This is a genomic window from Aeromonas allosaccharophila (assembly GCF_016026615.1).
GTDB classification, from domain to species: Bacteria; Pseudomonadota; Gammaproteobacteria; order Enterobacterales; family Aeromonadaceae; genus Aeromonas; species Aeromonas allosaccharophila.
Genome location: NZ_CP065745.1, coordinates 2,869,153 through 2,881,300, shown reverse-complemented (window position 1 = coordinate 2,881,300; position 12,148 = coordinate 2,869,153). Strand labels below are relative to the sequence as shown.

Here is a 12,148-nt window from a genome sequence, read left to right as displayed (position 1 = left end):
TTATTAAATTAAACACCCATGGCGATAGTAGGGGGCGCGCCCTGTTTCCACAAGAGGGAAAACAGGGAAATGCTGGTACTATCAACATCATGCAGCAAATCGATAAGTTGTTTGAGCAAATCAGGGCCTGCCGTCTGTGCGAGGCTCATCTGCCGCTGGGGCCTCGTCCGGTGATCCGCGGGACCGAGAGTGCCCGGCTGCTGATCATCGGTCAGGCGCCCGGCACCCGGGTGCATGCCAGCGGTATCCCGTGGGATGACCCCTCCGGTGACAGGCTGCGCCAGTGGCTCGGGGTCGATAAAACCACCTTCTACGACGAATCCCGCATCGCCATCATGCCGATGGGGCTCTGCTATCCCGGCAGGGGAAAATCTGGCGATCTGCCGCCCAGACCCGAGTGCGCGCCCACCTGGCACGACAAGGTATTGATGCTGTTGCCCAACATCGAGCTGACCCTGCTGATCGGCCAGTATGCGCAAGCCTACTACCTGCGGGGGGCAGCCAAGGGGTCGCTCACCGAAACGGTGCGCAGCTGGGCCGACTATGGCCCCGGCTGGCTGCCGTTGCCGCATCCCTCCCCGCGCAATACCCTCTGGCTCAGGAAGAATCCCTGGTTCGAGGATGAGATCGTCCCCCATCTGCAGCAAAGGGTCGCCCCTTTGCTGGAACGACCCTGAGCGGTTAAACAGCCGGTTCTGCGAGCGGTTTGGGTTTGCTGCGGGCCATGGCGACCAGCGGCAAGATGATGCAGAGGCACCCCAGCAGCAGCGGCAGCCCCGGTTGCTCGTCAAACAGCCACACCCCGATGGCTACCGCCATCAGCAGACCGGTGTACTCCGCCGAGGCGATCTTGCTCGCCTCCGCCTTGCGATAGGCCACCACGCACAAACCCGCATAGACCATGATCAGCGCCGAAGAGCCGAAGGCGGGCCACCACATCTGCCACTGCCAGTCCCCCCCTTCCCACAATGCCAGCGCCAGAATGAAGGGCATGCTCAGCACGTTGGTGAAGAACAGGGTCTGGGCGATGGGCTGCTTGAGCGGGATCCGCTTGATCAGCAGGTTGTTGAGCGCCATGGAGAGCGCCACCCCGAGCGCCGCCAGCGCGGCCCAGTTCACCTCGGTCGGGCGCAGCACGATCAGCACCCCGATAAAACCGAGCAGCGCGGTCAGCACCTTCTGGCGCGAGATCGCCTCTCCCGCCATCCACACCGCCAGCGGCACCATCATCAGCGGCGCGGCATAGAACAAGGCATTGGCGGTGGCGAGCGGCAAGCGGGTGAGGGCGACCACCATCAGGCAGACGCCAACCGCCCAGATATGGGCCCGCAGCAGGTGCCACTTGATCGCCACCGGCGGGTTGCGGCGCCATGACCAGAGCAGCCAGGGCATCAGCAGAAGGGCAGCCGAGAGTTGGCGAAAAAAGACAAACTGGAAGATGGGCTGATCCGGCTCCAGTACCTTGACCAGTGCATCGGAAAAGACCGCCACCATGTTGCCCAGCACCAGATAAAGGATGCCGATCCCTACTGCATTCATACCACCTCCCACTTCAGATGAGGGGAGGGTAGCGCGGGGGCCGTTATCCAGTAAAATGATAAAAAATGACCACTCATGAGATATTTAGATAATGAAGCTGCCACCCCTGCGTGCCGTACAATATTTTGAAGTGGTCGCCCGCCTGCTCAGCTTCTCCCGTGCCGCCCTTGAATTGAACGTCAGCCAGAGCGCGGTCAGCCACCAGATCCGCCTGCTGGAGGATTTTCTGGGTGAGCGCTTGCTGCTGCGTCAGGGGCGGCTGCTCTCCCTGACGCCGCAGGGGGAGAGCTATTTCGAGGGGATTGCCGCCGGGCTCAGCCAGATTGCCCAGAGCAGCGAACAGCTGCGCGGTGGCGGCGAGATGCGAGTCCGGCTCGCGGTCTACAGCTCGTTTGCGGTGAAGTGGCTGATCCCCCGTCTGGCTGGGTTGCGCCAGCTTTACCCGGAACTGGATTTGAGTCTGGAGATGGTGGCGGAAGACCCCGAGCTCTCTGATCGGGTGGCGGACTGCTTTATCACTGTGTCGCCCCACGGGCGGGGCTATTGCCACGATCTTATCTATCAGGAGCGGCTCTTTCCGGTCTGCAGTCGCCGCCTGTTGCAGCAGGTCAGCGGGGAGTGGCCGGATGCCATCTGGCAGTTGCCGTTGCTGTCGGTGCAGTCCATCTACAAGGCGCGGGGCGAGGATTGGCAGCGCTGGGCCAAGGCGGGCGGGCTGGTGATCCCGGACGAGGCGCGGATGCACCACTTCAGCCATGTGTTGCTGGCGATGGAGGCGGCGGCCTGGGATCAGGGGGTGGCATTTGTGAATGACTACATGCTGCGGCCCGATGATCCCCAGCTGGTAGCTTTGCCAGTACACCAGCTGGAGACGGGGGATGCCTTCTACTTTACCTGCAAGCGCTCGCGGGCCCATGAGCCCGCCATCAGCCGGTTGCGCCAGTGGCTGATGATGGAGACACGCCAGAGCATGCCGCTCTAGCCTGCGCCGTTACGCTCTCTTGAACTGGCTCAGCACAAACAGACTGGTGGCGCAGACGACGACCGAGGGGCCTGCCGGAGTGTCTTGATACCAGGAGAGGGTCAATCCACCCAGCACGGCGAGGCAGCCGATCAGTGCGGCAAAGCCGGCCATCTGTTCCGGCGTCTGACTGAAGCGGCGGGCGGTGGCGGCGGGGATGATCAGCAGGGAGGTGATGATCAGCGCGCCGACAAACTTCATTGCCACGGCGATCACCAGCCCGATCAGCAGCATCAGCACGCAGCGCAGCACATCGACCCGGATCCCTTCTACCCGCGCCAGCTCTTCCGAGATAGTCATGGAGAGCAGGGGATCCCACAACCGCCATAGGGTGAGCAGCACCAGCGCGCCACCGCCGTAGATCCAGAGCAGATCCATCGGTTGTACCGAGAGCAGGTCGCCAAACAGGTAGGCCATCAGATCCACCCGCACGTTATCCATAAAACTCAAGGTAACCAGACCGAGGGACAGGGCGCTGTGGGCCAGAATGCCGAGCAAGGTATCGGTTGCGACCTGCTGGTTGCGGCTCATGATCACCAGCAGCATCGCCATGGCGAGGCAGCAGACCACCACCGCCAGGGTGAGATCGACCTGCAGCAGGATGCCCAGCGCGATGCCAAACAGACAGGCATGGGAGAGGGTGTCGCCAAAATAGGCCATCTTGCGCCATACCACGAAGCTGCCGAGGGGGCCGGCCAGCAGGGCGATGCCGAGACCGGCCGCGAGGGCGTATAACAGAAAGCTGTCCACTTGAATGTCCTGTTGCTTGCGCTATTTGCTGTGAGCGTTGTTGCGAGAGGGCAGGCGGATGACGGGAGCCTGCGGTTCATGATGATGGTGTTCGCCGTCGCAGTGGTGATGGTGGGTATAGACCGCCAGCACCTCCTGCTCCGGTCGCCCGAACAGACGGGCAAATTCGGGGTGGCGCGCCACGCTCTCCGGCTCGCCATGACAGCAGACATGGCGATTGAGGCAGATCACCTCGTGGGTGCTGGCCATCACCAGATGCAGGTCGTGGGAGACCATCAGCACGGCGCAATTGAACTCGGCGGCGAGCTGACCGATCAGGGCATAGAGCTCAATCTGGCCGGTGATATCAACCCCTTGCACCGGCTCGTCCAGCACCAGCAGCTCGGGCTTGACCAGCAGGGCGCGGGCCAGCAGCACCCGTTGCATCTCACCGCCGGAGAGTTTTTGCATCCGGTTCTCAAGCAATCCTTCTGCGCCAACCCGGGCCAGCGCTTCCTCGATGGAGAGGCGGCTGTTTTTACCCAGTTGCAGGAAACGGCGCACCGTCAACGGCAGGGTGGGATCCAGATAGAGGCGTTGGGGCACATAGCCAACCCGCAGGTCGCGACTGCGGGTGATCTTGCCCGAATCCGGCGTGAGCAGACCCAGCACCAGCTTGCTCAGGGTGCTCTTGCCCGCCCCGTTGGGGCCGACCAAAGTGGTGATTTTGCCTTTATTGAGGGTAAAGGAGACCTTGTCGAGCACAGAGCGTCCATCAAACGAGAGAGAGACCTCTTTCAGCTCTACCAGTTGGCTCATGACAACTCCGGGGTTTACAGCCAGTGAGAGTTATAATATAACAAAAAGCGGCTGTTATATTATCACATACTCATCCCCTGACGAGATTCATCAATGAGAATTATTGCGCTTTTCACTGCCCTGCTGGCGGTGAGTTTGCCTGTTCGTGCCATTGAGGTACTGACCACCATCAAGCCGCTCGGCTTCATCGCCGCGGCGATCACTGACGGGGTGAGCGAGCCCAAGGTATTGCTGCCGACCGGTGCCTCTCCCCACGATTTTTCCCTGCGTCCCTCCGATATTCGCAGCATCAACAGTGCCGATCTGGTGGTGTGGGTCGGCCCCGAGCTGGAAGGCTTTATGGCCAAGCCGCTGGCCAATCATCCCCATGCATTGACCCTGACTCAGGTTGAGGGAATGCCGCTGTTCAACTACGCGACTCAGGATAGTCATGACTCCCATGATCATGATGCGCACGATCACGACCACGCTGCCCACGAGCACGGTGACCATGAGCATGATGAAGGGCATGAAGGGCATGAGGGACATCATCACGAAGGAGTCGATCCCCATATCTGGCTTGGCCCGACGCAGGCCAAGGTGATTGCCAAGGCGATCGCAAGCGAATTGGGCAAGCTGGATCCGGCCAATCAGGCTCGCTATGACGCCAACCTCGCGGCATTTGATGCCAAGGTGGATGCCAAGGACAAGGTGATTGCCGGGCAGATGAAGGCGGTGAACCAGAAGGGGTACTTTGTCTTCCACGAGGCGTATGGCTATTGGGAGCGCCACTACGGCATGAATTCAAAAGGTCACTTTACTGTGAGTCCGGAGCGTCGCCCGGGCGCCAAAACGCTGGTGGATATTCGCAAGGCACTGGAAGAGAAGCAGGCGAGCTGCATTTATGCCGAGCCGCAATTCTCACCGGCAGTGATCGAATCGGTGGCGCGCAATACCGGCGCCAAGGTGCTGTTGCTGGATGAGGTGGGTGAACAGGTGCCGCTCGGTCCGGATGGTTATCCCCAATTCATGCAGCAACTGGCTGACGCATTCGCCCAGTGTCGCTGATCACCGGCTGAGCCTCTCATCCGGACGGACTATACTGACCTCCAGCATCTGACATGGAGTGTCTGGTATGAAATGGTTGTTGATCCCGGCCTGCACCCTGGCGCTATGTTGCGCCAGTGTGCAGGCATCGCGTCTTTCCGAGTACATTGCCAGTCCGGAGCTGCGGGCCAAGCTGCAGGAAGTGTATGGTGGCCGCGCCATTCAGCGGGCCGAGGCTTTTTCTCGCCTGCTGGCCCCCAGAGCGGGCACTACCGACCAGCAGAAGATCGAGCTGGTGAACAACTACTTCAACAATCTGACCTACAGCGAGGATCCCAGGTTGTGGGGGGATGAGGATTATTGGGCCAATCCACTGGAGTTCATCGGTGCCCGCGGGGGGGATTGCGAGGATTACAGCATCGCCAAGTACTACACCCTGATGGAGCTGGGGGTGGATGAGAAGAGGCTGCGGCTGGCTTATGTCAAGGCAGTCAAATACAACCAGTTCCACATGGTGACGCTCTACTTCCCGACCCCCAAATCTGACCCGCTGGTGCTCGACAACATCAACAGCCGGATCCTGCCCGGTAGCAAGCGTACCGATCTCATCCCCGTGTACAGCTTCGATGCCAAAAGCATCTGGATAATGAAGTCACGCCGGGAAGGGACGCTGGCGGGGAGTGCCGATCGGTTGGCGCAGTGGACATCGATGAAGACTCGTTTCTCCAGCGAGCAACTGCGCTCTCCCCGTCGTCAGCTATAGCTTGCCCGCCGCTTTCAACTCCTCGAAATATTTTGCCGCGCCCGGATGCTGTTCAATGCTCAGCACCGGGCCGGTTTTATTGCGCGCCCGGTGAAACATATTGGCGTAGCCATAAGTCTGTTCATTGAACTTGGTCTGCTGGGTCAGCATGGCCTTGGTCAGGCGATAGACAGACGCTTCCGGCATGGCAGCATTGGTGACCAGGGTGGCGGCGATGGCAAAGGTTGGCGTCGCCTTCAGATTGCCTGGGTAGATGCGGGCGGGCACCTGACTGCGCTGGTAGTAACTGACACCCTTGAGCAACTGATCCCGGGTGGCTCCCTCTATGGCAAGAAAGCTGACGGGGCAGCGCTTGGCAGTATCCAGCACGATCCGGTTAGGGTGCCCCATCACCAGTGCAAATGCGTCGATCTGCTTGCTGCAGAGCGCATCCGGCAGGTTGGCCATGCTCTTCAGGTCGAGGTCCTGCTCTTTCGCTCCCAAGATGTTGAACAGGGCCAGCGCCGTTTGGCGGGTTCCCGAGCTTTTCAGCCCCATGTCGATGGGGGCGAGCTTGAGCTGTTCCAGTGAGGTGATATCGCCATCGGCACGGATCACGATGGTGAAGGGCTCGGCATGGGTGGCAAACAGGGTGCGCAGCTCAGGTTGCGGCTGCGTGGCAAAGGGGCCCAAGCCCTTGCTGGCCTGATACAGCCAGTCGGACTGCACCATGGCGTAGGAGGCCTCGCCGCTCTTCAGTCGCTGCAGGTTTTCTATTGAACCCGATGTGGCTTGTAGCTTGCACTCAAGTTGTTCATCGACCTCGTGGGCCAGCCGGCAAAACTCTTTGGTTATCTGATGGTAAATTCCCTGCTCACCACCGGTGGCGATAGTCACGGTTTCAGCCATCAGGTCGGGTTGCCACAGCAGGGGCAACAGTATGGCGAGCTTTTTCATGATTGCGCCTCCCTGGCATAACCATCGATACCCCAGGTCCGCAGTTTGTCGATGTCGCGGCACTCTCCCGATTCCGCCAGCAGGGTATAACCGGCGGCATGCATGGTCTGGGAGAGCAGATTCCAGTAGAGCGGCGCATCGGTCAGCTGGCAGCTGATAAAGATGGGGTTGAGCGGGTCAAGTTGATTGAAGGTATCTGCATTGAGGGGAATGGCGCTGAAGGCGAGCTCACACCCCTGTTCCTGTAGCGCGGCCAATGTGGACTGGCCGTGGGCGGGGAACGTGGCCACATCCCAGCGCCAATCCAGCGTCTTGCCGCGTCCCTGGCTCAGCAGGGGGACGATCTCTGACCATTGCGGATGATTAAGCAGGGAGAGGGGCAGCAAGATCCCCTCAATATGGGAGTGTTGCCACTGTTGCAGAGCGGTCTGGATAGTCGCGAGATCGCTGTCTGCACCGAGGGGCTGGTTGGGCAAGAAGCGCTGATAGAGCGCGATATCCCCTTGAGTTGAGACAAATTTTTGCAGTTGCCCGCCTTCCGGCAACGGGCTTAGCCCTTGCAGCGGCTGTGGGTGGGTCAGTGGCAGCTGTTTGCCCAGCTGGGTGATCTTGAGCCGTTGTTGCAACAGATCCCGTTTGCGTTCGGAGACCAGTTGGTTGATGGAGATCGCCACCTCTTTGAGATCCTGCAACCAGGGGGTGGGCAGGGTGCTGTTGAACTGGTGTTTGCGGACCCGGATCAGCTGCAGGTTGATCTGCTCCAGAGGATGCAGCAGGCGTTTGCAGACTAGGGAGATCACCAGGGTAAACACCAACAGCCCCGCCAGAAGCGCCAGACCGGTGCGGCTGATGGCATTCCACAGATGCTGGTAGGCGTAACCGCTATGCCCCTCCAGTGTCAGGGTGCCCAGCATGCGCCAGCCATCGGTCAACTCTTGCTCAATTTTGACGGGCGGCATGCCGATAACCGAGGGAAGCCAGCCGGGGACATTCTGCTGGGTCGAGTGGAAGACCTTCTGAAACAGCAACTGGCCATCGGGATCGATCAGGGTGACCGAGCTGACGAAGCCGCCATCAAACATGGCGTTAACGATGGTCTCCGCCAGCACCTTGTCGTCATTTAACAAGGTTCCTTGCAAGACCAGTCCAAGGGCGGTGATGGCGGTTTCCAGATTGGCTGACATCTGGTCGAGGATGGACTGGCGGACTGTCGTGACTTCCAGTGCGAACAGCAGCGCCGCACCTATCAGGAACAGGACGACAATTATTCTGATTAACAGTTTTGCTAACGACATATCCACTCCATGGAAAAGTTATCGCAACATTTTGGGTTTCTATTCAGAATCGAGTCCGACCCGGTTCTTAAAAATAGGAAAAAATGGTTAAAAAAGACGATCATTTCTGCCCATCCGGGCGGGTTATGCATAAAATGTGAGGTTCATGCAGATTGCGATGAACTATTTGTAACTTTTTTTGTCCAACAAACAGTTTTATACGGTTTTGTCACAACTGACATCGCAACTCACACTCTTTAGATCTAAATACAGGATAGCGGATGAAACGTCTCCGTCCCTTGGTAGTACAGGCTGCCAATTGGGAACCACCGGTTCCCCGCAAACACTTTTACGCCATGCTGATGCTGACGGCCATGACCCTGTCAGCAGTGGCATTATTGCCAGCTCCGGGGGACATCCTCGAGCGGCCGCTGCGTCTTGAGTTGCCCATTGATACCGCCGGTACGGCAACCAACGAAAACAACACCGACTTTAACGAAATCCCAGATCACGAACTGGTTGATCAGAGTGCACCGGATGACGACATCCCGGTCGATACCACCCCCCAGTGGCAGGATTACCGGGTTCGCAATGGCGAAAACCTGACCGCCATTTTTAACAATCTCGGTCTCTCCACCACCACCCTCTACAAGGTGCTGGACGCGGACAACAAGAACTATCTGGCGCGCCTCAAGCCGGGCCAGAATATCGAGCTGCTGATCGATCAGGACAACATCCTGCAGCAACTCAAGATCCGCCTGAACATCAAGCAGACGCTGGTGATGGCGCGCAGTGACGATGCCTACACCGCCTCCATGATCAATGAGAAGGTCGAGTGGCAACCGCAGCGTTACAACGGGGTGATCAACGGCAGCTTCTATGTCAGTGCCCGTAATGCGGGCATTCCGGCCAACCATATCCAGAAGATTGCCAACCTGTTCCAGTGGCGAATGAATTTCGCCAAGGATCTGCAGAAGGGCGACAAGTTCAAGGTGCTGGTCCGCCAGGAGACGGTGGAAGGCAAGAGCACCGGCAACAGCCAGCTGCTGGGCGTGGAAGTGATTAGCCAGGGCAAGAATGTGTCAGCCTGGCTGGCTGAAGATGGCAACTATTATGACGGTCAGGGCAACAGTCTGGAGCGCGGATTCCGCCGCTACCCGACTCACAGCCGCTACCGGATCAGCTCCAATTTCAACCCCGCGCGCAAGCATCCGGTGACCGGTGCGATCCGTCCCCACGAAGGGACCGACTTCGCGGTGCCGGTGGGCACGCCGGTGCTGGCGACCGGTGACGGTGTCGTCCAGAAGGCGACCAGCCACCCGCTGGCAGGCACCTATGTGGTTATCAAACATGGCCGCACCCTGGCGACCCGTTATCTGCACCTGAGCAAGCTGCTGGTCAAGCCGGGCCAACGGGTGAAGATGGGCGACAAGATCGGCCTCTCCGGCAATACCGGTCGTTCTACCGGTGCTCACCTGCACTACGAGCTGCGGATCAACAACCGCCCGGTCAATGCCATGACCGCCAAGCTGCCGATGGCTGAACCATTGAGCGGCAAGGAGCGTCGTCAGTTCCTCGCCAAGGTGAAGAGCTACCGCAAGGAGCTGGCCGCGGGTTGATACCTGTCGTCACTGTCTGAAATGAAAAGGCCCCGCCAGATTGGCGGGGCCTTTTTGCATGCGCAGTGAGGGTCAGTAACCCTTGTCGAAGTCGATCTTGCCATCCAGTGGCTGGCCGTCGATAAAGCGGATGTAGTTGCGCACAAAGATCTGGGCCACATCCTCTGGGAAGCTGTAGGCACTGTTGTGGGGGGTAACGATGAGGTTGGGTTGTCCCCACAGCGGACTGTCGGCGGGCAGCGGCTCCTGCTCGAACACATCCAGCACCGCCATCGCCAGCTTGCCGGTACGCAGCGCGGTGAGCAGATCGCCAGAGTGAACGGCGCTGCCGCGACCGACGTTGAACAGGATGGCGCCCGGTTTGCAGTGTTCGAAGCGGGCGGCATTGAACAGATGACGGGTATCGCGGGTGGCTGGCAGCACGCTAACGATGACATCGGCCTGCGCCAGCATCTTGTTGAGCGCCGGCAGCTGATAAACCTGATCAAAACCGGCCCGCTCCCGACCGCTGCGGCTGATGCCCAGCACCTTCATGCCAAAATGTTTGCCGGTCTGGGCGATATGCTGGCCAATGCTGCCGGTACCCAGGATCAGCATGGTGCGCCCCTTGAGGCCCTGATAGGGGTGGCTTTGCCACAGCCGCTGCTTCTGCTGCTCCCGATAAAGAGGGATTTGGCGCATCAGGCTGAGCAGATGACCAAAGACATACTCGCTCATCAGCGGGCCGAAGATACCGCGCACATTGGTGAGCTGATAGTCGCGGCGACTGTCAGGGTCGAGCAGCACATCGACTCCCGCATAGGTTGACTGGAACCAGCTCAGCTTGTTGGCTTTGGGCAGCAGTGGTTTGGCGCGGGCCGGTTCGGCCATCAGAATATGGGCTTCGCCAATCAGTTTCTCGGCATCGCCCGGATTATCGGCCCGCAGAATGCGCAGATGGGGGAGGTTGGCGGCCTTGAGCAGCCGTTCGTAGTGAGCATTATCCTGGCTGAGCAAAAGAAGGGTACGTTGGCTCATACTCTTGTTCCTTATCAGAATTTGCGGCGCAACAAGATGCCGCTTTCGTCCCATCTTACCTGACTTCATCTCGCAACATAGCCGACCAGGGCGCTTTTTCGTTTTCGCCGCGCCCCTCGTGGGCTACAATCTGCCCCACATTTTGCAAAGGATCCGACTCCAGTGTTTGGTGACAAGTTTTATAAGCGACTGGCCGAGCTACAGCCTTGGCAACAGACCGTCTACACCCTGGCGCTGGCAGAGCGCATGTACCCCAACTATGCCCTGTTCTGTCAGGCTTCCGGCTTTGGCAATGCAAGCGCCTTCCGGCATGCGCTGGATCAGCTGTGGGTCTACCTCACCGTCAAGGGATCCCGGGTCAATCTGGGTGCCATTCTCGAAGAGTTCGAGTCTCACATTCCGGATCCCCGCAAGTTTGAATCCTACGGCGCCTATCCCGCGCTGGATGCCTGTGTTGCGCTGGGCTGCGCCTACAACTCGGTGATCTGCCGGGTTGGCGAAGAAGCCAACGATGCCAGCCACGCGTCAGTCGGTACCGTGGCCGGTTTTATCGAGCTGCTGGAAGAGCGGGATCTGACCGAAGAGGAGCTCTACGAGCACGAGTACATGGAAGCAGAGCTGGAGTTCCAGGTTGAACTGCTCAAACGGGTTGCCCATGAACGCGATAGCGATCGTATCCTGGCTATCAGAACATTCGCCTCTCAGGATGGCGTCTCCAATATCGGGATCAGCCTGGAAGAGTAATTCTCTCCAGCTCCTGATAGACAAAAGCTCCCGTTCGGGAGCTTTTTTTATGCCTGAAATTGTTCAGTAGTTTATGCCTGCTCTTCGGTGAGGGGTCTGACGCTCAGCACCGGGGCAGCGTCGATTTCGTCGGCATTCATCATGGCGGAGATGCGCTGCAGGGAGGAGAGCAGCAGGGTCTGTTCCCACGCTTCCAGCGCCTGAAAACGCTGGATGAAGCGCTCTTGCAGCGGGGTGGGGGCCTGGGCCAGCAGGGCGCGGCCTGCGTCAGTCAGTGTCGCGTGAACCTTGCGCTTGTCGGTATTGCTGCGAACGCGCTGCACCAGTTGGCGGCTCTCCAATCGGTCCATGATGGTGGTGGCGGTAGCCTGGCTCATGTTGGTGTGATCGGCCAGCTGGCGCATGGAGATCTGTCCCAGCTCATCGATCCCTTTGAGCAGCAAGAGTTGCGGGGAGGTGAGCCCGGCTTCTTTGATCAGGCGCCTGGAGTGCATGTCGATGGCACGAATAATCTGGCGCAGGGCGACCAGCACTTCATCATGTTTTTCCATGGGGTGTGCGTCATTGGAGGGCTATGGAGAGGCGCAAAATTTTCCGCCTAATTCGTCACAAGGTCAATATGGTTTTTGCTGTAATCATTTCTGCTCTAATTAATTTTGTG

General features: G+C 59.1%; 13 protein-coding genes. 6 read left to right on the top strand and 7 right to left on the bottom strand.

What is annotated here, in order from left to right; translation table 11 throughout:
• Nucleotides 1-89 precede the first annotated feature (89 nt).
• Complete coding sequence (locus I6G90_RS13070) at nt 90-677, top strand: uracil-DNA glycosylase family protein (RefSeq protein ID WP_197927825.1); 588 nt, start codon at nt 90-92, stop codon at nt 675-677.
• A 4-nt stretch (nt 678-681) separates the two neighbouring features.
• Here I6G90_RS13070 and I6G90_RS13065 read toward each other — a convergent pair whose 3' ends face one another.
• Nucleotides 682-1,539: a DMT family transporter gene (locus I6G90_RS13065; protein WP_042656431.1), complete on the bottom strand. Its 858-nt coding sequence runs from the start codon at nt 1,537-1,539 to the stop codon at nt 682-684.
• A gap of 91 nt (nt 1,540-1,630) precedes the next feature.
• Here I6G90_RS13065 and I6G90_RS13060 point away from each other — a divergent pair, with 91 nt between their 5' ends.
• Nucleotides 1,631-2,521 carry a LysR substrate-binding domain-containing protein gene (locus I6G90_RS13060; RefSeq protein WP_005354865.1) on the top strand — a complete coding sequence of 297 codons (891 nt, stop codon included), beginning with the start codon at nt 1,631-1,633 and terminating at the stop codon, nt 2,519-2,521.
• A gap of 9 nt (nt 2,522-2,530) precedes the next feature.
• On the opposite strand, the gene znuB is transcribed toward I6G90_RS13060, so the two are convergent.
• Both znuB and znuC read right to left on the bottom strand, forming a co-directional pair.
• Complete coding sequence (znuB, locus tag I6G90_RS13055) at nt 2,531-3,310, bottom strand: zinc ABC transporter permease subunit ZnuB (protein ID WP_005354863.1); 780 nt, start codon at nt 3,308-3,310, stop codon at nt 2,531-2,533.
• A 21-nt stretch (nt 3,311-3,331) separates the two neighbouring features.
• Nucleotides 3,332-4,108 (bottom strand): zinc ABC transporter ATP-binding protein ZnuC, encoded by a 777-nt coding sequence (gene znuC, locus I6G90_RS13050; protein ID WP_005354861.1) that lies wholly within the window; start codon nt 4,106-4,108, stop codon nt 3,332-3,334.
• A 93-nt stretch (nt 4,109-4,201) separates the two neighbouring features.
• Here znuC and znuA point away from each other — a divergent pair, with 93 nt between their 5' ends.
• A complete protein-coding gene (znuA, locus tag I6G90_RS13045; protein ID WP_197927823.1) occupies nt 4,202-5,155 on the top strand; it encodes a zinc ABC transporter substrate-binding protein ZnuA in 954 nt (317 codons plus the stop codon).
• Between the two features lie 67 nt (nt 5,156-5,222).
• Entirely contained in the window at nt 5,223-5,897 is a 675-nt protein-coding gene (locus I6G90_RS13040; protein ID WP_042062932.1) for a transglutaminase-like cysteine peptidase, read from the top strand.
• Here the strand turns inward: I6G90_RS13040 and I6G90_RS13035 are convergent.
• Nucleotides 5,892-6,833 (bottom strand): TAXI family TRAP transporter solute-binding subunit, encoded by a 942-nt coding sequence (locus I6G90_RS13035; protein WP_139407286.1) that lies wholly within the window; start codon nt 6,831-6,833, stop codon nt 5,892-5,894. The genes I6G90_RS13040 and I6G90_RS13035 overlap by 6 nt on opposite strands.
• The gene (locus I6G90_RS13030; RefSeq protein WP_139407284.1) at nt 6,830-8,128 is read right to left on the bottom strand and encodes a LapD/MoxY N-terminal periplasmic domain-containing protein; all 1,299 of its coding nucleotides are present in this window, start codon (nt 8,126-8,128) and stop codon (nt 6,830-6,832) included. The genes I6G90_RS13035 and I6G90_RS13030 overlap by 4 nt, the downstream gene beginning before the upstream one ends.
• A gap of 260 nt (nt 8,129-8,388) precedes the next feature.
• Between I6G90_RS13030 and mepM the strand changes: the two genes are divergently transcribed.
• On the top strand, nt 8,389-9,726 hold the full coding sequence (mepM, locus tag I6G90_RS13025) for a murein DD-endopeptidase MepM (RefSeq protein WP_042656426.1): 1,338 nt from the start codon (nt 8,389-8,391) through the stop codon (nt 9,724-9,726).
• Between the two features lie 72 nt (nt 9,727-9,798).
• Here mepM and I6G90_RS13020 read toward each other — a convergent pair whose 3' ends face one another.
• Nucleotides 9,799-10,743 (bottom strand): D-2-hydroxyacid dehydrogenase, encoded by a 945-nt coding sequence (locus tag I6G90_RS13020; protein ID WP_058052328.1) that lies wholly within the window; start codon nt 10,741-10,743, stop codon nt 9,799-9,801.
• Between the two features lie 162 nt (nt 10,744-10,905).
• Here I6G90_RS13020 and I6G90_RS13015 point away from each other — a divergent pair, with 162 nt between their 5' ends.
• Nucleotides 10,906-11,487: a YjaG family protein gene (locus tag I6G90_RS13015; protein ID WP_182969802.1), complete on the top strand. Its 582-nt coding sequence runs from the start codon at nt 10,906-10,908 to the stop codon at nt 11,485-11,487.
• Nucleotides 11,488-11,558: 71 nt separating this feature from the next.
• Here I6G90_RS13015 and I6G90_RS13010 read toward each other — a convergent pair whose 3' ends face one another.
• Nucleotides 11,559-12,038 (bottom strand): MarR family winged helix-turn-helix transcriptional regulator, encoded by a 480-nt coding sequence (locus tag I6G90_RS13010; RefSeq protein WP_021231719.1) that lies wholly within the window; start codon nt 12,036-12,038, stop codon nt 11,559-11,561.
• Nucleotides 12,039-12,148: the final 110 nt, after the last annotated feature.

Bases quoted from the DNA above. Each gene is read 5' to 3' on its own strand.
- I6G90_RS13040 (WP_042062932.1), top strand. From the start codon at position 5,223: ATGAAATGGTTGTTGATCCCGGCCTGCACCCTGGCGCTATGTTGCGCC.
- I6G90_RS13010 (WP_021231719.1), bottom strand. From the start codon at position 12,038: ATGGAAAAACATGATGAAGTGCTGGTCGCCCTGCGCCAGATTATTCGT.
- znuC (WP_005354861.1), bottom strand. From the start codon at position 4,108: ATGAGCCAACTGGTAGAGCTGAAAGAGGTCTCTCTCTCGTTTGATGGA.
- I6G90_RS13020 (WP_058052328.1), bottom strand. From the start codon at position 10,743: ATGAGCCAACGTACCCTTCTTTTGCTCAGCCAGGATAATGCTCACTAC.
- I6G90_RS13035 (WP_139407286.1), bottom strand. From the start codon at position 6,833: ATGAAAAAGCTCGCCATACTGTTGCCCCTGCTGTGGCAACCCGACCTG.
- I6G90_RS13060 (WP_005354865.1), top strand. From the start codon at position 1,631: ATGAAGCTGCCACCCCTGCGTGCCGTACAATATTTTGAAGTGGTCGCC.
- znuA (WP_197927823.1), top strand. From the start codon at position 4,202: ATGAGAATTATTGCGCTTTTCACTGCCCTGCTGGCGGTGAGTTTGCCT.
- mepM (WP_042656426.1), top strand. From the start codon at position 8,389: ATGAAACGTCTCCGTCCCTTGGTAGTACAGGCTGCCAATTGGGAACCA.
- I6G90_RS13065 (WP_042656431.1), bottom strand. From the start codon at position 1,539: ATGAATGCAGTAGGGATCGGCATCCTTTATCTGGTGCTGGGCAACATG.
- I6G90_RS13030 (WP_139407284.1), bottom strand. From the start codon at position 8,128: ATGTCGTTAGCAAAACTGTTAATCAGAATAATTGTCGTCCTGTTCCTG.
- I6G90_RS13070 (WP_197927825.1), top strand. From the start codon at position 90: ATGCAGCAAATCGATAAGTTGTTTGAGCAAATCAGGGCCTGCCGTCTG.